This is a genomic window from Bradyrhizobium sp. NDS-1, assembly GCF_032918005.1.
In the GTDB taxonomy this organism is placed as follows: domain Bacteria; phylum Pseudomonadota; class Alphaproteobacteria; order Rhizobiales; family Xanthobacteraceae; genus Bradyrhizobium; species Bradyrhizobium tunisiense.
In genome coordinates this window covers 4,002,375-4,024,534 of record NZ_CP136628.1, presented here as the reverse complement: position 1 = coordinate 4,024,534, position 22,160 = coordinate 4,002,375, and the positions used below count along the sequence as shown (strand labels likewise).

Annotated in this window: 24 protein-coding genes; 10 read left to right on the top strand and 14 right to left on the bottom strand. The window is 64.8% G+C overall.

Annotated elements, in window-relative coordinates; all coding sequences use genetic code 11:
* Positions 1–556 precede the first annotated feature (556 nt).
* From RX330_RS18980 to RX330_RS18960, 5 genes are all read right to left on the bottom strand, one after another.
* Positions 557–1,519 (bottom strand): transposase, encoded by a 963-nt coding sequence (locus RX330_RS18980; RefSeq protein WP_317239402.1) that lies wholly within the window; start codon positions 1,517–1,519, stop codon positions 557–559.
* Between the two features lie 614 nt (positions 1,520–2,133).
* Complete coding sequence (locus RX330_RS18975) at positions 2,134–2,901, bottom strand: AAA family ATPase (RefSeq protein ID WP_317239401.1); 768 nt, start codon at positions 2,899–2,901, stop codon at positions 2,134–2,136.
* A gap of 105 nt (positions 2,902–3,006) precedes the next feature.
* On the bottom strand, positions 3,007–3,867 hold the full coding sequence (locus tag RX330_RS18970) for a PCC domain-containing protein (RefSeq protein ID WP_317239400.1): 861 nt from the start codon (positions 3,865–3,867) through the stop codon (positions 3,007–3,009).
* A 9-nt stretch (positions 3,868–3,876) separates the two neighbouring features.
* On the bottom strand, positions 3,877–5,484 hold the full coding sequence (locus tag RX330_RS18965) for an acyl-CoA synthetase (RefSeq protein WP_317239399.1): 1,608 nt from the start codon (positions 5,482–5,484) through the stop codon (positions 3,877–3,879).
* 105 nt (positions 5,485–5,589) lie between these two features.
* Entirely contained in the window at positions 5,590–6,087 is a 498-nt protein-coding gene (locus RX330_RS18960) for a hypothetical protein (RefSeq protein ID WP_317239398.1), read from the bottom strand.
* Between the two features lie 94 nt (positions 6,088–6,181).
* Here RX330_RS18960 and RX330_RS18955 point away from each other — a divergent pair, with 94 nt between their 5' ends.
* Both RX330_RS18955 and RX330_RS18950 read left to right on the top strand, forming a co-directional pair.
* Complete coding sequence (locus RX330_RS18955) at positions 6,182–6,541, top strand: hypothetical protein (RefSeq protein WP_317239397.1); 360 nt, start codon at positions 6,182–6,184, stop codon at positions 6,539–6,541.
* An 87-nt stretch (positions 6,542–6,628) separates the two neighbouring features.
* Entirely contained in the window at positions 6,629–6,886 is a 258-nt protein-coding gene (locus RX330_RS18950) for a GNAT family N-acetyltransferase (RefSeq protein ID WP_317243929.1), read from the top strand.
* A gap of 49 nt (positions 6,887–6,935) precedes the next feature.
* Here RX330_RS18950 and RX330_RS18945 read toward each other — a convergent pair whose 3' ends face one another.
* The gene (locus RX330_RS18945) at positions 6,936–7,331 is read right to left on the bottom strand and encodes an SPW repeat protein (protein WP_212084736.1); all 396 of its coding nucleotides are present in this window, start codon (positions 7,329–7,331) and stop codon (positions 6,936–6,938) included.
* A gap of 316 nt (positions 7,332–7,647) precedes the next feature.
* Between RX330_RS18945 and RX330_RS18940 the strand changes: the two genes are divergently transcribed.
* Complete coding sequence (locus RX330_RS18940; protein ID WP_212084734.1) at positions 7,648–7,923, top strand: GNAT family N-acetyltransferase; 276 nt, start codon at positions 7,648–7,650, stop codon at positions 7,921–7,923.
* Positions 7,924–7,975: 52 nt separating this feature from the next.
* Here the strand turns inward: RX330_RS18940 and RX330_RS18935 are convergent, their stop codons facing one another.
* Entirely contained in the window at positions 7,976–8,371 is a 396-nt protein-coding gene (locus RX330_RS18935) for a DUF3597 domain-containing protein (protein WP_212084732.1), read from the bottom strand.
* Between the two features lie 334 nt (positions 8,372–8,705).
* Here RX330_RS18935 and RX330_RS18930 point away from each other — a divergent pair, with 334 nt between their 5' ends.
* Both RX330_RS18930 and RX330_RS18925 read left to right on the top strand, forming a co-directional pair.
* The gene (locus RX330_RS18930; RefSeq protein WP_212084730.1) at positions 8,706–9,614 is read left to right on the top strand and encodes a DUF2189 domain-containing protein; all 909 of its coding nucleotides are present in this window, start codon (positions 8,706–8,708) and stop codon (positions 9,612–9,614) included.
* Positions 9,615–9,744: 130 nt separating this feature from the next.
* Positions 9,745–10,569: a lytic murein transglycosylase gene (locus RX330_RS18925; RefSeq protein ID WP_317239396.1), complete on the top strand. Its 825-nt coding sequence runs from the start codon at positions 9,745–9,747 to the stop codon at positions 10,567–10,569.
* 159 nt (positions 10,570–10,728) lie between these two features.
* Here RX330_RS18925 and RX330_RS18920 read toward each other — a convergent pair whose 3' ends face one another.
* Positions 10,729–10,995, bottom strand: coding sequence for a hypothetical protein (locus RX330_RS18920; RefSeq protein WP_317239395.1), 267 nt, complete (start codon positions 10,993–10,995; stop codon positions 10,729–10,731).
* Positions 10,996–11,612: 617 nt separating this feature from the next.
* Here RX330_RS18920 and RX330_RS18915 point away from each other — a divergent pair.
* From RX330_RS18915 to RX330_RS18900, 4 genes are all read left to right on the top strand, one after another.
* Positions 11,613–11,765, top strand: a complete 153-nt coding sequence (locus RX330_RS18915) for a DUF1127 domain-containing protein (protein WP_007590701.1) — start codon at positions 11,613–11,615, stop codon at positions 11,763–11,765.
* Between the two features lie 126 nt (positions 11,766–11,891).
* Positions 11,892–13,319, top strand: a complete 1,428-nt coding sequence (gene trmFO, locus RX330_RS18910; RefSeq protein ID WP_317239394.1) for a methylenetetrahydrofolate--tRNA-(uracil(54)-C(5))-methyltransferase (FADH(2)-oxidizing) TrmFO — start codon at positions 11,892–11,894, stop codon at positions 13,317–13,319.
* Positions 13,320–13,326: 7 nt separating this feature from the next.
* Positions 13,327–14,421: a serine/threonine protein kinase gene (locus RX330_RS18905; protein WP_317239393.1), complete on the top strand. Its 1,095-nt coding sequence runs from the start codon at positions 13,327–13,329 to the stop codon at positions 14,419–14,421.
* A 95-nt stretch (positions 14,422–14,516) separates the two neighbouring features.
* Positions 14,517–15,071 (top strand): CAP domain-containing protein, encoded by a 555-nt coding sequence (locus RX330_RS18900; RefSeq protein WP_317239392.1) that lies wholly within the window; start codon positions 14,517–14,519, stop codon positions 15,069–15,071.
* A gap of 12 nt (positions 15,072–15,083) precedes the next feature.
* On the opposite strand, the gene RX330_RS18895 is transcribed toward RX330_RS18900, so the two are convergent.
* Positions 15,084–15,557, bottom strand: coding sequence for a VOC family protein (locus RX330_RS18895; protein WP_317239391.1), 474 nt, complete (start codon positions 15,555–15,557; stop codon positions 15,084–15,086).
* Positions 15,558–15,701: 144 nt separating this feature from the next.
* On the opposite strand from RX330_RS18895, the gene RX330_RS18890 reads away from it, so the two are divergent.
* Positions 15,702–16,880 carry an aminotransferase class V-fold PLP-dependent enzyme gene (locus RX330_RS18890; RefSeq protein WP_317239390.1) on the top strand — a complete coding sequence of 393 codons (1,179 nt, stop codon included), beginning with the start codon at positions 15,702–15,704 and terminating at the stop codon, positions 16,878–16,880.
* A 9-nt stretch (positions 16,881–16,889) separates the two neighbouring features.
* Here the strand turns inward: RX330_RS18890 and RX330_RS18885 are convergent, their stop codons facing one another.
* Genes RX330_RS18885 through secD form a run of 5 tightly spaced genes read right to left on the bottom strand, consistent with a single transcriptional unit; the run spans position 16,890 to position 22,129 of the window.
* Positions 16,890–18,134, bottom strand: a complete 1,245-nt coding sequence (locus RX330_RS18885) for a threonine ammonia-lyase (protein ID WP_317239389.1) — start codon at positions 18,132–18,134, stop codon at positions 16,890–16,892.
* A 45-nt stretch (positions 18,135–18,179) separates the two neighbouring features.
* A complete protein-coding gene (locus RX330_RS18880) occupies positions 18,180–19,043 on the bottom strand; it encodes a phytoene/squalene synthase family protein (protein ID WP_317239388.1) in 864 nt (287 codons plus the stop codon).
* A gap of 7 nt (positions 19,044–19,050) precedes the next feature.
* Entirely contained in the window at positions 19,051–19,434 is a 384-nt protein-coding gene (locus RX330_RS18875; protein WP_212084693.1) for an Mth938-like domain-containing protein, read from the bottom strand.
* Positions 19,435–19,494: 60 nt separating this feature from the next.
* Positions 19,495–20,514: a protein translocase subunit SecF gene (gene secF, locus RX330_RS18870; RefSeq protein ID WP_317239387.1), complete on the bottom strand. Its 1,020-nt coding sequence runs from the start codon at positions 20,512–20,514 to the stop codon at positions 19,495–19,497.
* A gap of 10 nt (positions 20,515–20,524) precedes the next feature.
* Positions 20,525–22,129: a protein translocase subunit SecD gene (secD, locus tag RX330_RS18865; RefSeq protein WP_212084689.1), complete on the bottom strand. Its 1,605-nt coding sequence runs from the start codon at positions 22,127–22,129 to the stop codon at positions 20,525–20,527.
* Positions 22,130–22,160: the final 31 nt, after the last annotated feature.

Sequence of the window (22,160 nt, the reverse complement as noted above, 5' to 3'; positions counted from 1 at the left end):
CCGAGCCCACAACCTGTTGCGCTGCCCGACGGGCAAAACACCCAACGAGAAGGTCAATGCCTTCGTCGCAAATAATTCGCTTTACTAGAATTCGGAAATATCGCATGTTTCGGCCACCTCAACCCGGGCCGAGGGGCGGATCGCGATCGTCACGAACGCGGGATGGGAGGTGGTGGACGCGGGCCGCGTCGCGCGCAGTCGGTTTGCAGGGCGGGTCACACCGTGAGCAGGCAACGCGCGCACACGACAGGTGCAGCCCGCGTACGGCAAAATCGTGTGGTCCTGGCGCCCGGGGTTCTGGCGTCAAGGTTTGCGGCGATGCGGCGGCCGACCGGCGCGCACATCGATCAGCCGCAAGGCGACGGGGGCAATAGTGCAACGCTCCCCGGGGGAGCAACTGTGCTGAAGTAGACCGCCGATCGGCCGGCCTCAAGGCTGGCGCTGGACGCGCCACCGCCTTTGGCGGCTGACGGCCTTGACCCCGTCCGCTCGTCGGTCTGTCGGCTTGGCATGCGCTCGGTCGAGGACCGAGCGCGGTAGGGCGCGCTCGATCAGCTCACCGCAACGCGTAGCGGCCCGGATTCCATTTCTCGCCGCGGGCGATCATCGTATTGAGGATGACGATCAGCTTGCGCATGCAGGCAATGAGCGCAACTTTCGGCTCCTTGCCCTTGGCAATCAGCCGTTGATAGAACGCCTTGAGCACCGGGTTGTTCTGGGTGGCTGCGCCGAGACAGGGCATGTAGAGAGCGTTGCGTACCCAGCGGCGGCCGCCCTTGATGTGGCGCTCGCCACGTCGCTTGCCACTATCGTCATCATAAGGCGCAGCGCCCAACAACGCGGCGGCGATCTCATCGCGAACCGTCCCGAGTTCCGGGAGCCCCGCAATGAGGACCGCAGAGGCCGTTTCGGCGAGGCCCGGCACGCTCTCGATGATCTCGGCGCGCGCGGCAAATGCCGGTGTGGCCTTGACCGTGACAACGATTGCATCTTCGAGCTTGGCAATCTCAGCATCCAGGCCCTTCAAGACGCGGGCGTGGGCTTTCTGCACCGCTCCCGGCACGGCGTGCTCGTTCTGGCTCTGCAAGCGGGTCTTCAGATCGATCACGGCTTTGCGTGCTTTGACCAGTGCCGCCAGCTCCTCGCGCGCCGCATCGTGGGTTTGGCTCGGCGCATCTTCAAACGTCTCAGCGAACCAGGCGGTCGTGTCCGCGTCGATCGTATCGTTCTTGGCGAGCCGCCCCGCCGATCGGGCGAAGTTACGCACTCGCCGTGGATCGATGATCCGCACCGCGAAGCAGGCTTCGCGCAGCGCCTTGGCCCAGTCCCGCTCGTAGCCGCCGGACGCCTCCATCACCGCCCTGTCGACCTTGTGCTTGCGCAGCCAGGCGACCAGCTTGCGCCGTCCCTTCGCACCGCTCGGGAACGCTTGCCGTTGCGACAGCGAGCGAATGCATGCATCCACCTTGTCCTTGGCCACATCTATCCCGACGACAACGCGACCGTTCTGTGCCATCATCCACTCCCTTCCTTGCTCGGTTCGGGCTCGAAGCCCATGCAACTGTTCGGGTTGAGGAAGACACGCCGAATCCGTCCCACGCTCCCCGACAGGCTCTAGGCCTTTGAGCACGAACGGGCTCGGATCCAGCGACGGGCGGTTGGTCAGAACCGCCCGTTCGCACATCCTGGCAGATCTTGCGGACACAAGAGCACGACATAAGCCGTAAACCCACTGCGCAGGGAAGGCCGGATGTTTCGGCTACACCTGTATGCCGCTGTGCAGCTTTCTCAAGCACACGCTTTCGCACAGTGGACCGTGGGTGCCAGCCGGCACCCGGCCTTCCCTGCGCCCTCGGCACTTTCGAGGGCGGCAAATGCCGCAAGGCTCGGGCGTAATGCGCCGCGAGAACGGGAAGGTGTGCGCGTGAACTGGATTGGATGACGATATGGATTCGACGCTCATGCCCCGGACGCTGCGCAGCGCCCCCTTTGGCGATGCGCTGCAGAGCCGGGGCCCATGCAGCAGCGATATGCGCGGCCTCTGGGTCCCGGCTCTGCGCCGCAACGCTCGCGCATTGCAGCTTGTCCGGGACGCGACAGCGACTCCGGCGAAACGCCCTCCGACACACTCCCCTACTCTCCCAGCGTCGCCTGCACGAACCCGCGCGGGTCGTTGCAGAATTCCCGCATCAAGCGGTAATGGTCGGTCTCTTCCACGGTCACAGGCTCCAGGCCGTATTTCCCGAGCCGCAGCAGCCGGGCGTTCGGATAGGCCATCAGCATCGGCGAATGGGTCGCCATGATCACCTGGCAGATCCGGGACTCCTCCATGCGCCGGAGCAGCTTCAGGAATTCGAGCTGACGTGCCGGCGATAATGCCGATTCCGGCTCGTCGAAGATGAAGATGCCCTGGCGCTGACAGCGCTCCTCGAAGAAGCGCAGGAAGCCCTCGCCGTGGGAATGCGAGAGGAAATCGGGACCGGCCTGGCCGGCGTCACGCGCGGCCTTGTCGAGATATCGCGCCACCGAGAAGAAGCTCTCGGCACGAAAAAACCAGCCATTGGTGATCTTCGGCAGCCAGCTTGCGCGCAGCGCCCTGGAGAGTTGACCACCCATCTTCTCGCGCGCCTCGGAGTGGTCGACCGGCATGTAGCCCTTGCCGCCTCCGGCATCGTCGTAGCCGGCGAGCGATGCGATGCCTTCGAGGATCGTCGACTTCCCGGTGCCGTTCTCTCCGACGATGATGGTGATGGCCGCGTCGAAGTTGAGCTCGAAATCATCCGGGAAGATCGGCAGGCAAAACGGATAGGCCTCGCGATCCCCAACCTGCAACGGGTCGAGCCAGACCCGCTTCAGATACGGCGCAGGCAAGTTGATGGTGCGATGACCCCTCCGGCTCATAACCGCCTCTCCGTCCGTTCCGCCAAAGACCCAAGAAAGAACATAACGGGAACAATGACGTTAGGCAATCGGCATGAATTCCCGGCGAAAGCCGCGACTGCACGGCTAATCCAGCGCCTCCAGCACCAGCTCCATCGTCATCAGCACGGGATTGTCGCCGTTGACCAGGCGCCCTTCCGCCAGGCCGCCGGTGTAGTCGACCAACGCGACGTCGAGCGCAGCCTCGGGCGCGCCGGAGGGCCCGGGCGCGATCAGCCCGGCCGTCACCGCAAGCTCGGTCGCAAACGGCTCGGTCACGCCGCCATGGATGAAGCGCGCGCCGATGGTCGAACCGACGCCGCCATGGATCTTCGCACGCGCGATGCCACGCGCGCGGCAGAACGCTTCGAGCGCGCCGGCAAAATCCTGGTTCGGGCGCAGCCGGAGCGCGAACGCGCGGCTCGTCGTGCGCGCGCCCGTACGCTCCGCGGGCACCGGCCCGAACAGCTTGAAATTGGTCTCGGGATCGGGCTCGGCGGTGAACGTCGCACCGTCGATACCGAAGGCCTCGACCTCGAACGGTTCGGCGACGACAGTCTGGTCGGGCAGCATGTGGCCACCACTGTCCCTGCCGTCGGCTTCCGTCCAGAGCCCATGGCAGTGAAAGAACGGCGCGCCGTCCCGCGTGCCGAGCGTCATGCTGCCGAGCCTCGTACGCGTCACGCCGCCGGGCCGGAACGTGTCGCTGTAAAACGCAGCGTTCTCACCGGTCTTCGACAGCGCCGGCATGACATAGGCGAACGGCCCGAGCGCGCCCTGCCGGAAGCTGAGCACGCCGTTCGTGAAACCTTCGGCCGCAAAGCCGAGCCGTGCGGCTTCCAGCAGCGGCAGGCCCGCTTGAAGCATGAATGAGAAGGCGCGTCCCCTCGCCTCCACCCATTGGATGCGTTCGGCGACGGGCGTGCCCGGCTGCTTGATATTTCGCATCGGCTGCGCTCAGCCAGCTTTCGTCTTGTCGAGATCGAGCAGCCCGCGCGCCTCGAGCTCGTCGCGCACCATGCGTTTTGGAATCTTGCCATAGCCGGATTTCGGCAGCGCCTCCCAGAAGAAGAACCGCTTCGGCATCTTGTAGCGCGGCACCTTTGGCGACAGGAATGCCGCCATCTCGGCCTCGCTCACCGGCTTCTGGCCGTCCCGCGCAACGCAAACGGCGACGCCGACCTCGCCCCAGGTCGCATCTGGCACGCCGAGCACGGCGACCTCCCCGACCGCGGGATGCGTCAAGATCTTCTCCTCGATCTCGCGCGGATAGATGTTGGAGCCGCCGGAGATGTACATGTCGGACGCGCGGCCGGTGATGTAGACGAAGCCCTCCTCGTCCATATGGCCGAGATCGCCGGTCCGGAACCAGCCGTTGCGGAATGCCTTCGCATTGGCTTCAGGGTTGTCGTAATAGCCGGCGAGCACCGCCGGCCCGATCACGCAGATCTCGCCGCTCTGGTTGGCCGCGAGTTCGCGGCCCTCGTCGTCCTGGATCGAAACCTGCATGCCGGTGCGCTCGAAACCGCAGGTGCCGATCTTGGCGTGCGGACCGTCCTCGGGATCGTGCAGCGCCGCCGGCAGCACGGTGATGTTGCCGGTGACCTCGCCAAGGCCGAAATATTGCACGATGACCTTGCCGAGCTTCTTCAGCGCGGTCTTCTGATCCTCCCGATACATCGGCGCGCCCGCATAGATCACGTGACGCAGCGAGGCGTGGTCGTATTTGTCGACGGCGGGGTGCTCGACCATCATCTTCAGGATCGTCGGCACGGTGAAGAGATTGGCGACCCGATGCTTTTCGATCAGACGGAAGGCCTCGTCGATGTCGAACTTCTCGGTCGGCAACAATACGGTGCAGACGCCGCGCGCGGTCTGCACCAGCTGGTGCACGCCGGCGCCATGCGAGAGCGGCGCCACCACCAGCGAGGCGTCCGCCTCGGTCACCCCGGGAGTGAGATCGGCGAGATGGTTGGTGACGACAAATCCCATCTGGCCGTGGGTCAGCACCGCCGCCTTGGAACGCCCGGTGGTGCCGGAGGTGAAGAAGAACCAGCAGGGATCGTCGTGCTCGACATCGGCATTCGCGATACTGGCGCCGGCCTGCGCGGCGATGGCATCAGCGACCGAGCGCTCGCCGAATCCGGCCTTGCCGTCGATGCTCCAGATGAACTCGAGCGCGCCGCCCTTCACCGCCGCGGCATGTTCAGGAAAATCGACATGGCAAAGAAATGCCTTGGCCCCGGAGGCCTCCGCGAGATAGGTGACCTCGTCCGGCATCAGGCGGAAATTGGTGGGCACCCAGACCGCGCCGAGCCGGAATGCCGCGAACATCGACAAGAACATCTCGTCGCCATTCTTGGAATGGACCAGGATGCGGTCGCCCTTCGCAATGCCGCGCGCGGCGAGCGCCGTGGCCAGCGCCGAGACCTGCGCATCGATCTCGCGCCAGGTCCAGGATCTGTCCCCCCAGACGAAGCCCGGACGAGACCCATGCCGCCGCGCGTTCTGGGTCAGCATGTAGGCGAGATTCATGACGCGGCGGGACATGCGCAGGGGCTGCATCGGGCTTCCTCTTCGAGGGCGGACGGCACGCGAGCTGCCCGCTCATTTCAGCCCATTTATCGCCATCGCCAGCGCCCCTGCAAGGCCGCCGGACGCACGGCTCCCCTACGGTTGCTTGAATGCGAACGGCGTCGTCGTGACGGTCCTGTGCTTGGCGCAGGCCTGCGGACCAAAGCCGCCGCAGAAGCTGCCATGCAGATCGAAGCGGATGCTGCGCGCAGCACCGCGCTTCGTGGGCGGGGCTATGATCCTGTAGCGAAGGACATGGCCGTCGAACACCTCGCGCATGCTGCCGTCCGGCAGCGTCACGAGGATCTTCATGACGCAACCGCCGGTTCCGCAATAGGTGGTCTCGCGATCCCCGCATTTGGTCTCGCCGAAGTCGACGATGTAGTCGTCGCGGCCGTCGCCGGTGAGGTCGATCCTGCGTACCGTATCAGTCGCGAATCTCACCTCGCCGCCATCCTGGCTGGTGCATTCCTCATTGGCGTAGCGCAGCGCCTTCTGCACGCCGGGCGGATAGTCGGCTGGATTGAACGTCTTTGCATCCTCGGCGCGCGCGGCAGAGGTGAACAGAGCGAGCATGAAGATCAGATAACGCATGCGGGTTGGTCGCCGGCGCGGCCGCAATCGTTCAGGGAATTTTAAACATGATCGGCGCACCTTCGTTCAGTTCTCGCGTACAGAGTGCCGCATCATGGTCAAAGCGCCTGCCTTCCTCCTGTTGTCGCTGGCGCTCGCCGGATGTGCCGTCGCGCCACAGGCGCATCTGGCGTCCGATCCCGCCTTCAAGCCAGCCCGTTATGCCTGGGATGGCGCCGGCGAGGATCCCAATCGTCCACATGCTACTTCACGACCAACGCGGACGGCGACCGGAGGCGAGCGAAGCAGCTCGCAAGCCGGTCTTCAGCCTTATTCGAAGGAGTGGTGGCAAGCGCAGGACGGCAGCGAGGCCGAGCAGGATGCCAGGGTCAACCGCTCCCTGGTCATCTGCCAGGGTTGCCTGCGCCCGCAGCAGCAGCCCGAAGACTCCAGGCTCGCCAAAGCGGCCGATTGAACCGAACGACCTTAATATCGGAAACCAGCCTGCCCGACCGTGCGTTATGAATTGGTGCACGAGGCCGGCGTCTGGAAGGTCGACAACATGAGCGACGTCATCGACAACAAGGACCATTGCCGCTTCGAGCTCGCGGTGGAAGGCCACAGGCTCGACGGCGACGTCATCACGTTCGAGCACACCGATGTGCCGAAGGAGCTCGGCGGCAAGGGCGTCGGCTCGAAGCTGGTACAAGGCGCGCTCGACCAGGTCCGTGCGTCCGGATTGAAGCTGATCCCGCAATGCCCGTTCGTGAAAGCATGGATCGAAAAGCACCCGGACTATGCGGATCTCGTCACGAGATAAGGGGGCAGGCCCGCCGCCCGTAGTCAGCAGGCCTGCCGCCATCTACGGACTATTGTCCGTGCTTGAGCATGTCACGATCGTTCAGATCCCAGTCCTGCCATAGCTGGAGTATGCCCAGCAGCACCACCACCGCGCCGAGGCTCGTGTGATAGATGCGGAGAAAACCGTCACCGGAATAGCCGAGCGCATAAGGCGAGGCGATGAGCCACAGTCCGACCAGGATCGTCATCACCTCCTGCCAGCGCTGCAAGGCGACATATTCGAGCTGGCTGATGCCAAATACGACCAGACCGATTGCGACCGTATTCAGGATCGCCGTCTGATGTCCGGCAATCCCCGGATCATGGATGGGAAACCACGGCGAAGCCACGATCGCCGCGCCGAGCAGCATCCCGCACCAGTCTTCCCATGTTCGATGAGTCTTCAAGAAACCAAAGTCCGACATCGTACCCTCCTACAAAGAGGCATACGTCTGCGGCTGGCAATCATGACACTCCGAATGTCTAGCGACCCTGCCGGCCGCATTCGGGCGTATGTCCTTGAGAGGACGTGGGAGCCGCCATGGAACTTGCAAGAGCGGCGTCGGCAATTATTCGAGCCGGCGTGATGTTCACAAGGAAGGTTTTTCATGCCGCACTGCAGCCAAAGGCATGCGCGTTTGCAGATATCTGCCGTGCGGCAAGCCCCCTTAACCGCGCCTTGCCAAGGACGGAGGCGGGCTCATAGATCAACGCGGAAGACGCACGCCGGAAGGATCTTGCATGGCCGCATCGGTACGAGACAACAAGGACAGGAGCCGCTTCGAACTCGATGTCGGCAGCGATATCGCCTTCGCCAATTACCGGCTGACGCCGACGGCGGTCATCATCACCCATACCGAGACGCCTCGTGCGCTCCGCGGCCGCGGCATCGCATCCGAGCTGGTCAAGGGCGCGCTGGAGTTGATCCGGCGCGACGGCCGAAAGGTGATCGCCGGCTGCGGCTTCGTCGTCGACTATCTCGACAGGCATCCGGAGGACGCGGATCTCCTCGCCTGAAAGCAAAAGGGCCCGCGAGATCGCGGGCCCTTGCGGCACGACCTGTGGCCGGTCAGTGCTTGATCTCCGGCGGCAGCTTGCCGCCATTGGCGGCGAGCTTGGACATCACCTGCTTGTGCAGCCAGACGTTCATGCTGGCGGAATCGTTCATGTCGCCGCTGTAGCCGAGCTCCTTGGCAAGGTCCTTGCGCGCAGCGAGGCTGGAATCGATGTCGAGCGCCTTCATGAGGTCGACGATTGAGGTTCGCCATTCCAGCTTCTCGCCCTTGTGCGCGGCCACCGCCTTGTCGACGATCGCCGCGACATCGACCGCGGCCATGGGCGCGCCGGCCGGCGTCGACGATGCTCCCGGCGCCGCTCCAGCGGGCGAAGCTGCGCCACCGGCAGGCGCGGCGGAAGCCGGCTGGCTCCCGAAGATCGCGCCCATGATTTTCCCGAAAATGCTCATATCTGCTCCCCGAAAAGGATCCGTTGGAAGGGCCTTGAGTGGCACTTATAGACCAAGTTACTGCGTTGTGCCCGCGAAGTTCTGCGAACCAGCGAGCAGCATCAGCTTATCTGCGGCGAAATGACGACCGAATGACGTCGTCAGGGTTGCGCTGCGGCATCGAATCTCACCCAAGCGTGAGGGACAGGACTCGGAAATCGGCGTACGCTTCGCGTTCAGCTCGCGATGCCTTCCGGAATTCGCGTCTGGTCGGACTCGCGAACCTCAAGAATGGCGGCTACTCGCGCCGTTTGCCGGCGCCGGATTCGGCCGCTCGGCAAGGGAGCTAGCGACCATGGCCACACTCTACCAGGGCAATGTCCCCACAATGGCCCAGAGCGCGGATGCGGCTGGACCTGTCATTCGAACCATCCAGCTGACCGATCTGCACGATGCGCTCCGGCGCGGCTGGGATGATTTCAAGGCCTTTCCGAGCCACGCCATCATTCTCTGCGTGATCTACCCGGTGCTCGGCCTCGTACTCGCCCGCGTGGTGATGGGCTATTCGGTGCTGCCATTGTTGTTTCCCCTCGCCGCCGGCTTCGCGCTGATCGGCCCCTTCGCAGCGCTCGGTCTCTACGAGCTCTCCAGCCGGCGCGAGCGCCATGAAGAAGCCAGTGCATGGGATGCCATGGAGGTGGTGCGCTCGCCCTCGTTCGGGGCGATGCTAGGTCTCGGCACATTGCTGCTCGCGCTATTCGTGACCTGGGTTGCAACTGCGCAGGCCATCTATGTCGCGGCGTTCGGCTATGAGGGCGTGACCGGGATCTCGGACTTCATGACGCGCGTGCTGACGACACAGCAGGGCTGGTGGCTGATCGTGGTCGGCTGCGGCACCGGCTTCCTGTTCGCACTCGCCGCGCTCTGCATCAGCGCCGTGTCGTTCCCCTTGATGCTGGACCGCCATGCCGGCGCATTCGAGGCGATGAGCACCTCATTGCGCGTGGTCGCGAGGAACCCGGTGCCGATGGCGGCCTGGGGCCTGATCGTGGCGGTGCTGCTCGCGCTCGGCACGATCCCGGCCTTCCTCGGCCTTGCCGTGGTGATCCCCCTGCTTGGCCATGCCACCTGGCATCTCTACCGCAAGGTGATCGTCTCGGAGCCCGGTGCACGTCCGGTGCCGCCCCCGCCGCCTCGTCCGCGCAAGCCGGCGGCCGACTTCCCCGCCAACCTCTTCCCCTGGCGTAACCGGCCGGAGCTCTGACGATATCGTGACATGCGATCCTGCCCCGGCTCGGGCAGGATCGCGCTCTGTCGCACGCCTTGCTTTGGCCGCTGTTCCGACCGAGATTGCACCCGCCGGTCATACCGCTTCACGGAATTCATTGACTCGAATGACCTCGACGATTTCTCGTCTCGCTCTCGCAGCCCTCGCTCTCTCCGCCTCAATCCTGTCAGCCCAGCCAGCGTTCGCCGCGGTTGCCTGCGGCTCGGGCAATTTCGAGGCCTGGCTTGCGGACTTCAAAACCGATGCGGCCGCCAAGGGCATCTCGCAGCAGGCGATCACGGCCGGGCTTGCCGGCGTGACGCTGGATCAGAACGTGATCAACCGCGACCGCTCGCAAAAGGTCTTCAGTCAGACCTTCGAAGAGTTTTCGGGTCGGATGGTGCCGCCCCGCTTGGAGCGCGGCTCCAACAGGATGAAGCAATACGGCTCAGTGCTGTCGCGTATCGAGCAGGCCTACGGCGTACCCGGCGAGGTGCTGGTCGCGATCTGGGGTCTGGAGACGGATTACGGCGTCAACACCGGCAAGTTCGCAACCATCCGCTCGCTGGCGACGCTGGCCTATGACTGCCGGCGCTCCGAGTACTTTCGCGCCGAGCTGTTGGACGCGCTGCGCATCGTCCAGCGCGGCGATCTCGCGGCTGCCGACATGAAGGGCGCCTGGGCCGGCGAACTCGGCCAGACCCAGTTCATGCCGTCGTCCTGGATGAAATACGCCATCGACTTCGATGGCAACGGCAAGCGCGACCTCCTGCACAATGTTCCCGACGTGCTGGCCTCCACCGCCAATTACCTCGTCGGCTATGGCTGGCAGAAGGGCAAGGATTGGCAGCCGGGCAGTCCGAATTTCGAGGTGCTCAAGCAGTGGAACAAGAGCGAGGTCTATTCCAAGACCGTCGCCTATTTCGCCAGCCAGCTTGCGCGCGCGCCCTGAATACTCGCCAAAGCATGATCCGGAAACGCGCGCAGCGGTTTTCGGAAGCGATCACGCTCAAACAACCACCTGAAGCGCGATGACGCTTCATCCTGATCGCATCGCGCTTCAGACAAACGCGTAGGGCCGATCGCCCGGCGACCGGCCCTCTGCTCGCGACTACTTGACCATGGTGGCCTGCATCGCCTTGTTCAGATGCGCGCCGCACGCACTCATCTTGCCGTTGAGCAGCGAATCCTGCGCCGCCGCGATCTCCTTCTGCGCAACGAGCTTGCCGTCGCCGTCAGCCATGTTCTCGATCTCGGTCTCCGTCTTTTCCAGATTGGCCGAGCTGCAGCCGCCCACCGCTGCGCGCTTGGCGGCCTGGGCCGGCGCAACGGCGAACGCGACGGCGGCAATTGCGATAACCCCTAGTAACTTCGTCATGATGTTACTTTCCTTGTTCTTGAGACAGATCCAGCGACATTGCCGGACTCTGCGACAACACCTTCCTCCGGGCGCGGCAACTTGCCGCAATAAATTCCTCGCGAGAATTGCGTGATGTTGCGCACCGCGCAGAGGGTCATGCAGAAATTCTGATTTTCATTACCTGCAGGTAATGAACACTGCACGCTTGGCGAGTGTGCCCTGCACCCGGATCACGCCCCAAATGGCGGCGGAATCCTACTGTCTGCAAAGACATGATCTGAATCAATATTCAATTCAACAGATTCCGATACATGCGATTCGCGCATAGGTGATTTGGGTTTAGACGCTGGATCGAGTCCTTTGTCAGCGGGTCAGAAAAGCATACTTCCCAAGAGACAAGGGGTCGCACTCCTGCATAACCCCGTGGATTTACGTCTATTTATGGCACCTTTGGTCGCACCTTGCCCGTTGCGTGGGCGGGAGCGCCTTCGAGTTAATCGTCCGTTACCGTCGCTATGCGCTCATTGCTTAGCTGCATCGCAACATAGGAACTTTCGCACTGCACTACTCTCCTCTATATTCATTTCAACGATGCAGCCCGGGCAAGGGCTGAATCGAACTACAGGAGACTACCAATGCTGCTCTCGCTCATCCGCATGATCCAGGCCTTCCGGGACTATCAGCGCAATGTTGCCGAGCTGTCCCAGCTCAGCGATCGCGAACTGGCCGATATCGGCCTCGATCGCTCGGACATCCCGCGCGTTGCCGCCGGTCAGTATCAGGGCTGATATCGTTCAGCCCTTCACCAGACGAACCGATAGCGCCCGCCTCGTGCGGGCGTTGTCGCATCTGGTGGCAGAAAACTCGATCTCGGCGATTCCACTGATCGCCGAAAAGCGCTACCTGTCCGCCCCATGACAGGACCCCTATCCAACATTGTGCACGTGATCGGCGCAGGCCTTGCCGGCTCGGAGGCAGCCTGGCAGGTCGCGAAAGCCGGCGTGCCCGTGGTGCTGCACGAGATGCGGCCGACCCGCATGACCGAGGCGCACCGCACCGACGGGCTCGCCGAGCTCGTCTGCTCCAATTCATTCCGCTCGGACGATGCCGCCAACAACGCCGTGGGCCTGTTGCATGCGGAGATGCGCCGGCTCGATTCGCTGGTCATGCGCGCAGCCGACGCCAACCAGGTGCCCGCCGGCGGCGCCCTCGCGGTCGATCGCGATGGCTTCTCAGCGGCCGTCACCAAGGCGCTGAACGACCACCCCCTGATCGAGATCGCACGCGGCGAGGTCGCAGGCCTGCCACCGGCCGAGTGGAACAACGTCATCGTCGCCACCGGCCCCCTCACCTCCGCCCCGCTGGCTGATGCCATCCGAGAGCTGACCGACGAGAACGCCCTCGCCTTCTTCGACGCGATCGCACCGATCGTGCACCGCGAATCCATCGACATGTCGGTGGCCTGGTTCCAGTCACGCTACGACAAGGTCGGCCCCGGCGGCACCGGCGCCGACTACATCAACTGCCCGATGACCAAGGAGCAGTATGACGGCTTCGTCGCCGCGCTGATCGCTGGTGAGAAGACCGAGTTCAAGGAATGGGAGACCAACACGCCCTATTTCGACGGCTGCCTGCCGATCGAAGTGATGGCGGAGCGTGGCCCGGAGACGTTGCGCCACGGCCCGATGAAGCCGGTCGGCCTCACCAATCCCCACGATCCCACCACGAAGGCCTATGCCATTGTGCAGCTACGTCAGGACAACAAGCTCGGCACGCTCTACAACATCGTCGGCTTCCAGACGAAATTGAAGTACGGCGAGCAGCAGCGCATCTTCCGCACCATTCCCGGTCTGGAGAAGGCCGAGTTCGCCCGCCTCGGTGGCCTGCACCGCAACACCTTCCTGAACTCGCCAAAGCTGCTCGACAGTCAGTTGCGCCTGCGCGCGCAGCCACGGCTGCGCTTTGCCGGCCAGATGACGGGCTGCGAGGGCTATGTGGAGTCTGCCAGCGTCGGTCTGATCGCCGGTCTCTATGCGGCGGCCGACGCGCGCGGCGAAACCCTGGTGAGCCCACCGAACACGACTGCGCTCGGATCTCTGCTTGGCCACATCACCGGCGGCCATATCGAGACCGTCGAGCCGGGGACACGGTCGTTCCAGCCGATGAACATCAATTTCGGCCTGTTTCCGCCACTTGCGACCGCACCGACCAGGAAGCCCGACGGCACGCGTCTGCGCGGCAACGAGAAGACGGTGGCCAAGAAGCAGGCGATGAGCGCACTCGCGCTCGCCGACCTCGATCGCTGGATCGCCGATCATCTGCGCATGGCCGCAGCCGCGTGAGTTCGCAATGAGCCTCCCCAAAGACGACGCCGCACAGCTCTCGGCGCGCTGGACCGACGGCGTGCTGCTCAAGCGCGACGTGTTCTCGACGGTCGAGCGCGGCCGCTTTCGTGCCGAGACCGGCGAGGTCGACGCGGTGCTGCGCCGGCTGGACGAAGTGCCGTGGTGGTCGTTCCTGCTGGCGCGCCATCTGTTCGCCCGCGAGAAGCATGCGCTCGCGCTCGCCAAAGGCCTCAACGTCGGTCCCGAGCTGCTCTGGGCCGGTCGCCGGGCGCTGGTGCGCGGCTTCGTCGACGGCGCCGCGTTGCATCTGGCAAAGCCGCACGGTGACCTCGCCTATTTCCGTTCGGCCAAGGTGGCGCTGCGCCGGCTGCGCCGCGCCGGCATCTGCCACAACGATCTTGCCAAGGAGCAGAACTGGCTGGTCGGCCGCGACGGCCGCGCCTATGTGACCGACTTCCAGCTCGCGGCGTGCTTTGCGCAGCGCGGCCGGCTCTATCGCATCCTCGCCTATGAAGACCTTCGGCACCTGCTCAAGCACAAGCGCTCCTACGCGCCCGAGGCGTTGACTCCGCGTGAGCGAAAAATCCTCGCGAAGAAGTCGTTCGCGGCAAGCCTGTGGCTCGCCACCGGCAAGAAGGTCTACCGCGCCATCACCCGCGGCCTGTTCAACTTCACCGACCGCGAGGGCGGCGGCCGCAGGCTGGTCAACGATGCGCCGGTGCTGACCGAGTTGATCCGCAAGAACCCGGCCGTTCGCGACACCGCTATCGTCGCTTTTGCCGACCGCCGCTCCGGCGTCGGGCTCTATGCCTTCGTCGAGGCAGATCAAGCCACGCTCGAAGGCCAGTTGCGGACCGAGCTCACGGCAGCGAAGGGGCCGAAGCCGCCGGAACACATCCAGGTCGTGCACGCGCTGCCGCGCGATAGCAGCGGCAAGCCGCGGACCGAGATCCTGCAACTGGTCGCCATGAACCAGCTCGACCTGATCGAGCCCATGATGAAGAGCGACCAGGATCGCGCCTTCCTCAAGGACATCCTGGAACAAAGAAAAAACCTGCGCGACCGCTTCAACTTCGAAGCGGACCTGCCCACGAGCTGACAGGCTGCCGGCGCCTTGAAGCGTCCACATTGGCGATAGAGAAGCGGTCGAACGAAGGCGGACGTGGTGGGGTCATGGGCGGTCGGGGGACGATGATGCATCGTGTGGTTGGCGGTCTGGTCGCCGGCCTTCTGCTGCTGACAGTCGCGCCGGCACGAGCTGACTCCCCGGCCGAGTTGATCTCCAGCTTCCGCCTCAAGCACGGTGAAGTCCGCGTCGTCCGCGACGCCACCCTCGACCGCATCGCCATGGACCAAGCCCGCGCGATGGCCGCCAAGGACGATCTCAGCCACGACGCGCTCGGCCCGTTCAACCGCCGTGTCGCACCGGCCGGCGCCGGCCGCGCCGCCGAGAACATCGCCTATGGCTACGATAATTTCGAGAAGACCCTGGGCCAGTGGATCGACTCGTCCGGGCACCGCAAGAACCTGTTGCTGCGCAACGCCTCCCGCGTCGGCATCGCCAGCGCCAGGAACGCCAGCGGCAAGCGCACCTACTGGGCCATGGTGATCGCGGGCGATTACGAGCCGAAGGGCAAAGGCAAGAAGAAGGACAAGGAGCCCGTCGTTGCCGTGAAACGCGAGGCCGCGCCGGCAAGCAAGCCGAAGTCCAGCACCTGTCACATCAAGCTGCTCAGCCTCTGCATCTGAGGCAAGCCAACATCAGCCGCACCGTGCCGCCTCGATCGCCGCGACGTCGATCTTCGTCATCCCCATCATCGCATCGAAGGCGCGCTTGGCCTCGGCCCCGCCGGCCGCCAGTGCTTCGGTCAGCACGCGGGGCGTGATCTGCCAGGAGATGCCCCATTTGTCCTTGCACCAACCGCAGGCGCTTTCCTGCCCGCCATTGCCGACGATTGCGCTCCAGTAGCGGTCGGTCTCCTCCTGATCGTCGGTGGCGATCTGGAACGAGAAGGCCTCATTGTGCTTGAAGACGGGACCGCCGTTGAGACCGAGACAGGCAACGCCGGCCACCGTGAATTCGACGGTGAGCACATCACCAGCCTTGCCAGACGGGTAATCGCTGGGCGCACGGTGCACGGCACTCACGACGCTGTCGGGGAACGTCTCAGCATAGAAGCGGGCAGCCGCCTCGGCGTCCTTGTCGAACCAGAGGCAAATCGTGTTCTTCGCCATCGCAAGTCCTTTCCATTCCCCCGCGCGTTACGCTCTATCAGCCCAGGCACCGGAAGCAATGCCCAGCAGCACCTTCCGTTTGCCCGTCGCGCTCGCGTGCGTCATGGTGTCCAATTCCCGGAATCCAACGGCAGAGGCTCTCTCGTGATCGACATCGACCGAATTCGCGCCGACACGCTTGCCACCTCCCGGCTGGCATATCTCCACAACGCCGGCGCGGCACTCATGCCGACCCGGGTTGTCGCGGCGATGCAGCAGCATATCGATCTGGAAAGCGAGATCGGCGGTTATGCCGCGGCAGACCGGGAGGCAGCGCGGCTCGATGCGGTCTACGGCTCGGTGGCGCGCCTGCTGAATGCTGCGCCCGACGAGATCGCGCTCGTGGAGAATGCGACGGTTGCCTGGCAGATGGCGTTCTATTCGCTTTCGTTTGGCAAAGGCGATCGCATCCTGACCGCCGAAGCCGAATACGCCGCCAACTACGTGGCGTTCCTTCAGGTCGCCAAACGCACCGGCGCGGTCATCGATGTGGTGCCAAGCGATGCCAGCGGCGAGCTCGGCGTCCACGCGCTCGAACGCATGATCGATGAGCGCGTCAAGCTGATCGCCATCACTTGGGTTCCGACCAACGGCGGACTGGTCAATCCCGCGGCGGCGATCGGCAAGATCGCCCGGGCGCGGGGCATTCCCTACCTGCTCGACGCCTGCCAGGCGGTCGGCCAGATGGAGGTGGACGTCGAGGCGATCGGCTGCGACATGCTGTCGGCCACGGGACGCAAATTCCTCCGCGGTCCGCGCGGCACCGGCTTTCTCTACGTCCGCAGGGCGATGCTGCAGCGGCTCGAGCCGCCGATGATCGATCACTTCGCCGCGCCCTGGGTCTCGCGCAATGAATATCGGCTGCGCGACGATGCGCGCCGTTTCGAGACCTGGGAGAACAATTACGCGGCGCGGCTGGGACTCGGCGCGGCCGTCGACTATGCCCTCGAGATCGGCATCGCTCCGATCGAACGACGTTGCCGCCTGCTTGCCGGCCGTCTTCGCAGCGGCCTGGCGGCCCTTCCCGGCATCACCATTCGTGACCTCGGACGCGCGCCGGGTGCCATTGTCAGCTTCACGATGGACGGGCACGAGGCGGACGCCATTGTCGCCAGTGCCGCTGCCGCCGCCATCACGATCGGCGCTTCCGATCCGCCGAGCACGCGCATCGATGCCGAAATTCGCGCGTTGCCGCATGTCGTGCGCGCGTCTCCGCACTATTACAACACGGAGGCCGAGGTCGACCGCCTGGTCGACCATATCGCGGGATTGGCGCGGCGGTAGTGGGGCGAGTCAGGCGCAGCGCGCGCTCAAGCCGGACGCGCTGAGCCTTGCCATGACCTCGTCGAGATGCGCGCTGTCGCGGGTCTCGATGACGAGCTGCAGCAACGTCGCCTTGGCCGGCAGGTCGGAGAACGTCCGCTGGTGCGAGACCTCGATGATGTTGGCACCGGCCTCAGCCAGCAGCGCCGCGACGGCGGCGAGCTGCCCGGGGCGATCAGGAATATCGAGCGAGAGCTGCGTCAGCCGCCCCTCGCGCGCCAGCTCACGCGTGAGGACGGATGCGATCAGCCGCGTGTCGATGTTGCCGCCGCTCAGCACGAGACCGACCTTCTGGCCGGCAAAGCGGGAGGGATCGGACATCAGCGCGGCGAGGCCGGCGGCGCCGGCGCCCTCGACCACCGTCTTCTCGATCGAAATCAGGGTCGCCACGGCGCGCTCGAGCTCGGCCTCGTTGACGAGCGCGATGTCGTCGACGAGGCGGCGGACGATTTCGGTGGTGATCTTACCGGGCGATTTCACCGCGATGCCTTCGGCGAGCGTATCGCCGCGCGCCGGCAGATTGCCGCCATGGATGGCGTTGTACATCGAGGGATAGAGCCAGGCCTCGACGCCCAGAACGCGCAGTGACGGCTTGATCGATTTCGCGGCAATGCCGATGCCGCTGATCAAGCCGCCGCCGCCGATCGGGACGACCAGCGTATCGAGCTCCGGCACCGCCCTCATCATTTCCAGCCCGACGGTACCCTGCCCTGCGATCACGAGCGGATCGTCGTAAGGGTGGACGAAGATCATGCCGCGGGCTTCGCCGTGGTGACGAGCGAACGCGGCCGCCTCCTCCAGCGTCGTGCCCGTCACGACGACTTCCGCGCCGTGATGCCTAGTGTTCTCGATCTTCACCATCGGCGTACCGATCGGCATGACGATGGTGGCGGGAATGCCGAGCCGCTTGGCGTGATAGGCAACGCCCTGCGCGTGGTTTCCGGCCGACATGGCGATGACGCCGCGCGCACGCTCCTCCGGCGACAGCGCGGTGAGGCGGTTGAGCGCGCCTCGCTCCTTGAAGGACGAGGTGAACTGAAGGTTCTCGAATTTGAGCCAGATGTCGCAGCCGCAGATGCTGCTCAGCGTGCGGCTGTAGCTGCAGGGCGTCTCGACGACCGCACCCCGGATGGTGTCGGCGGCGGCATGAATGTCGCCTGGCGCGACCTGAAAACCGCTCAGGTCGGGCGACGTGCTTTGGGAGAACTCAGCCATGGGACAGCATAGAGCATCCGACGGTGCGAGGCGATATGCCAGCCGCTATTTGGTAAATTCCCGGGAACGTGAAGCCCGCCACAGCGTCCAGAGCGTGCCCAGCCGCGACGTCGGCTGCGGCGCGAACGGATTGCGGCCCGGGTGCGCCAGGCGCTTGAGATCGGCCCTCACCTGGCTCAGCGGCAGAAACGCCGGACGCACCGCGACCGGCACTTGCGCCAGCAGCGACAAGGCCGTGGTCAAATGCTGCTGGGCCTCGCCCGCGAGCTGCTCCAGCACGGCGCGCAGGTTCGGCGTGTCCTTGCCGGCAAACAAATCCTCCATCTGGCAGCCGTGGCTCGCCAGCACCTGCTGCGGCAGGAACAGCTGCCGGTGCGATGCATCGCGCGGCAGGTTCGTGATGACCTGCACGATGCCCTGCGCCAGTCCCGCATGACGGGCGAGATGCTGGGCCGCCTCCGATGGCGGCCCCAGGACCTGAGCCGCCAGACCAAATAACGCCGAACAGGTGGCGGCCAGATAGCCCTCCAGCGCCGCCAGCGTCGGCATGGGGTCGTTGTAGAGGTCGAACTGGTGCTCGTCGACGAGCAGCGACAGCGGCTCGACCGGCAGGTCGAAATCACGGATCGCACGCAGCAGCTCGGCTGCGACCGGATTGCCCTCGGCACTGCCGTGGACCAGGCCCGAAAACAGGTCGGTCCACCATTGAAAGCGGATTTCGCCGGGCAAGGGTTGGCTCACCTGGTCGCGGACACGGACGATCTCGACATTGAAGGCGTAGAGCGCCAGCAATGCGCGACGCTCGGCGGCGGGCGCGAACAGGGTCGCAGCATAGCGCGGAAAGTCATGGCTGCGCACGAGATCGGCGCAGAAGGCAGCCGAATCGGGCGGCGGCGCGGTGCTGCTCATGTGCTGTTCATGGTACCGCGATCAGCGCAGCGGCAACCCGCCGCCGTTCGCCGATCATGATGTTGTAGGTGCGCACGGCAGGACCGGTCTGCATCGTGTCCAGCACCACCCTCACCGCCTTGAGCGCCTGGCGCAGCTCCGGCGGCGGCAGCCAAACCCCGGTTCCGGTGCCGATCAGGAGCGTGTCGATGCTGTTGGCGGCCGTGAAGACCCGATCCAGCGAATAGCGGTCGATCTTCTGGGGATCCATTACGTCCCAGGCCCAGATCGCCTCCGGCAGGCAGAGCAGCGAGCCGCGATGCGACATGCCGGCAAAGGCGAAGCCGCCCTTGCCATAGGCTTCGATCGGCGCCGAGCGCGGGAAATGGGGAGCGTTGGGATCGCCGGCCATGAGCTTGGTCCGAATGAGCTTACTGCCCTCGCCAACTCGTGCGAGGGCATGCGGTTCGGATCATGCCTTGCTTTTCTTCGCCGGCGGAGTCTCTTCTTTCGCATCCTCGCGGTGCTCGCCGACGCCGAGATAGATCAGGATCGGGGCCGCAATGAAGATCGACGTATAGGTGCCCACCAGCACCACGCCGAACATCATCACCGCGGTGAAGCTGTGGATCGCGTGACCGCCGAACAAGAGCAGCGCGAGCAGCGCCAGCGTCACGGTGACGTGGGTGATGATCGAGCGCGACAGCGTCGAGTTGATGGACTCGTTGAGAAGCTGCGGCATCGGCATCTTCTTGTAGCGGCGCAGCATCTCGCGGATACGGTCGTAGATGACGACGGTGTCGTTGAGCGAATAGCCGAGAATGGTGAGCAGCGCCGCGATGCTGGTCAGGTCGAAATCGACCTGACTGATCGACATGAAGCCGATCGTCAGCACGATGTCGTGGACGTTGGCGATCATGGCGCCCAGCGCGAACTGCCATTCGAACCGGAACCAGAGATAGATCAGGATGCCGAAGATCGCGAGCATCAGGCCGAGCATGCCGAAGGCCAGCAATTCGCCGGAGACGCGCGGGCCGACCACCTCGACGCGGCGATATTCCACGGAATCGCCAAGCGCGTTGCGGACCTTCTGCACGGCCTCCTGCTGGGCGGCGTCGCCACCCGGCTGCTCCGCGACGCGGATCAGGACGTTCTCGGGTCCGCCGAACTGCTGCAACTGCACTTCGCCGAGACGCAAGGCATCGAGCGTCGTGCGCATCGCAGCGATGTCGGCTGCGCCCGACTTTGCCTTCACTTCCAGCAGCGTACCGCCGCGGAAGTCGATGCCGAAATTCAGGCCATGGGTGAAGAACAGCACGATCGCGACGATCGACAGCGCGGCCGAGATCGGAAAACTGATGCGACGGAAGCGCGTGAAGTCGAAATGCGTATCGTCGGGAACGATGCGCAGCGACGGCAGCCAGCCGAACGCCGAGACCACGGTGAGGATGGCGATGAGGACGCCGAGCCCGATGAGAACGGTCTGAGTCACGATCAGGCTCCTAGATCGGCACGCTCTGCGGCCGCTTCCACCGCACCCACCAGGCGACGATCAGCCGGGTCAGGGTGAAAGCGGTGAACACCGTGGTGATGATGCCGATGCCGAGCGTCACGGCAAAGCCGCGCACCGGGCCGGTGCCGATGTAGAACAGCACCGCGGCAGCAATGAAGGTGGTGATGTTGGAATCGAGGATGGTCGCGAGCGCCCGTTTGAAGCCGGCGTCGATCGCCGAGATCGCATTGCGGCCGCCGCGCAGCTCCTCGCGGATGCGCTCGTAGATCAGCACGTTGGAATCGACCGCGATGCCGACGGTGAGCACGATGCCGGCGATCCCGGGCAGCGTCAGGGTGGCATTGAGTAGCGACAACAGGCCGAAGATCATGGCGACGTTGATGGCCACCGCGATGTTGGCGAACACCCCGAACAGCCGGTAGGTCAACAGCATGAAGACGATGACGAGGATCGAGCCGACATAGGCCGCCAGTTCGCCCTTCTCGATCGAGTCCTGGCCGAGGCCTGGACCGACGGTGCGCTCCTCGACCACGGTCAGCGGCGCCGGCAGCGCGCCGGCGCGCAAGAGGATCGCAAGATCGTTGGCAGATTGCACGGTGAAGCTACCGGAGATCTGCCCCTGGCCGCCGGTGATGGGCTCTCGGATGACGGGCGCCGAGATCACCTTGTTGTCCAGAACGATGGCGAACGGCAGCCCGACGTTCTCCTGCGTCGCCTGCGAGAACTTGCGCGCGCCCGAGGTGTTGAACTTGAAGCTGACGACCGGCTCACCCGTACGCTGGTCGAAGCTCGCCTGGGCGTCGGTCAGGTCGCCGCCGGCGACCAGCACCTGCTTCTTGACCACATAGGGGGTCGGTGGCGGCGAGGCGCTCATCAGCAGTTCGGATTCCGGCGGCACTCTGCCCGCTTGCGCCTGGTCCGGCGGCACGGAGGCATCGACCATGCGGAATTCCATCTTCGCGGTCCGGCCCAGCAGTTCCTTCAGGCGGGTCGGATCCTGCAGGCCGGGGACCTGCACCAGGATGCGGTCGTTGCCTTGGCGCTGGATCACGGGCTCGACGGTGCCGAGCTCGTTGACGCGGCGCTCGACGATCTGGATCGACTGCTCGATGGTCTTGCGCAGGCGATCGAGCGTTGCGGCCTGCGGGACGTTCAGGCGGATCACCCCGCCGCCGGCATCGGCGACCTCGAGGTCGCGCTGACCGCTGGATCCCATCAGACCGCCCAGCGGCTGCGACAGCTCCCGCAGCTTGGCGAGCGCAGGCTGAACGTCGGATTCCTTGGTGATGCGAACCTCGACCGCGTCGTTGCGCACGGTGACACCGCCGGTGAAGCCGATCTTGGCATCGCGCAGCGTCCGGCGAACGTCGTCGCGGACCTGATCGAGCCGCTCCTTCTTCACGTAGTTGGAATCAACCTCGAGCAGCAGATAGGAGCCGCCCTGAAGGTCGAGGCCGAGCACGAGCCGACGCTGCGCCCAGGCTGGCCAGGTCTTGACCTGGGCCTCGGGAAAGAAGTTCGGGACCGCGCAGAGGCACACGATCAGCGCCGTCAGGATGATCCCGAGCGCCTTCCACCGCGTGAAATACAACATCGACTAGACCTGTCAGATCAGGAGACTTGAG

Coding starts and splice junctions, on each gene's coding strand:
- RX330_RS18980 (WP_317239402.1), bottom strand. CDS start 1,519: ATGATGGCACAGAACGGTCGCGTTGTCGTCGGGATAGATGTGGCCAAG.
- RX330_RS18975 (WP_317239401.1), bottom strand. CDS start 2,901: ATGAGCCGGAGGGGTCATCGCACCATCAACTTGCCTGCGCCGTATCTG.
- RX330_RS18970 (WP_317239400.1), bottom strand. CDS start 3,867: ATGCGAAATATCAAGCAGCCGGGCACGCCCGTCGCCGAACGCATCCAA.
- RX330_RS18965 (WP_317239399.1), bottom strand. CDS start 5,484: ATGCAGCCCCTGCGCATGTCCCGCCGCGTCATGAATCTCGCCTACATG.
- RX330_RS18960 (WP_317239398.1), bottom strand. CDS start 6,087: ATGCGTTATCTGATCTTCATGCTCGCTCTGTTCACCTCTGCCGCGCGC.
- RX330_RS18955 (WP_317239397.1), top strand. CDS start 6,182: ATGGTCAAAGCGCCTGCCTTCCTCCTGTTGTCGCTGGCGCTCGCCGGA.
- RX330_RS18950 (WP_317243929.1), top strand. CDS start 6,629: ATGAGCGACGTCATCGACAACAAGGACCATTGCCGCTTCGAGCTCGCG.
- RX330_RS18945 (WP_212084736.1), bottom strand. CDS start 7,331: ATGTCGGACTTTGGTTTCTTGAAGACTCATCGAACATGGGAAGACTGG.
- RX330_RS18940 (WP_212084734.1), top strand. CDS start 7,648: ATGGCCGCATCGGTACGAGACAACAAGGACAGGAGCCGCTTCGAACTC.
- RX330_RS18935 (WP_212084732.1), bottom strand. CDS start 8,371: ATGAGCATTTTCGGGAAAATCATGGGCGCGATCTTCGGGAGCCAGCCG.
- RX330_RS18930 (WP_212084730.1), top strand. CDS start 8,706: ATGGCCACACTCTACCAGGGCAATGTCCCCACAATGGCCCAGAGCGCG.
- RX330_RS18925 (WP_317239396.1), top strand. CDS start 9,745: ATGACCTCGACGATTTCTCGTCTCGCTCTCGCAGCCCTCGCTCTCTCC.
- RX330_RS18920 (WP_317239395.1), bottom strand. CDS start 10,995: ATGACGAAGTTACTAGGGGTTATCGCAATTGCCGCCGTCGCGTTCGCC.
- RX330_RS18915 (WP_007590701.1), top strand. CDS start 11,613: ATGCTGCTCTCGCTCATCCGCATGATCCAGGCCTTCCGGGACTATCAG.
- trmFO (WP_317239394.1), top strand. CDS start 11,892: ATGACAGGACCCCTATCCAACATTGTGCACGTGATCGGCGCAGGCCTT.
- RX330_RS18905 (WP_317239393.1), top strand. CDS start 13,327: ATGAGCCTCCCCAAAGACGACGCCGCACAGCTCTCGGCGCGCTGGACC.
- RX330_RS18900 (WP_317239392.1), top strand. CDS start 14,517: ATGCATCGTGTGGTTGGCGGTCTGGTCGCCGGCCTTCTGCTGCTGACA.
- RX330_RS18895 (WP_317239391.1), bottom strand. CDS start 15,557: ATGGCGAAGAACACGATTTGCCTCTGGTTCGACAAGGACGCCGAGGCG.
- RX330_RS18885 (WP_317239389.1), bottom strand. CDS start 18,134: ATGGCTGAGTTCTCCCAAAGCACGTCGCCCGACCTGAGCGGTTTTCAG.
- RX330_RS18880 (WP_317239388.1), bottom strand. CDS start 19,043: ATGAGCAGCACCGCGCCGCCGCCCGATTCGGCTGCCTTCTGCGCCGAT.
- RX330_RS18875 (WP_212084693.1), bottom strand. CDS start 19,434: ATGGCCGGCGATCCCAACGCTCCCCATTTCCCGCGCTCGGCGCCGATC.
- secD (WP_212084689.1), bottom strand. CDS start 22,129: ATGTTGTATTTCACGCGGTGGAAGGCGCTCGGGATCATCCTGACGGCG.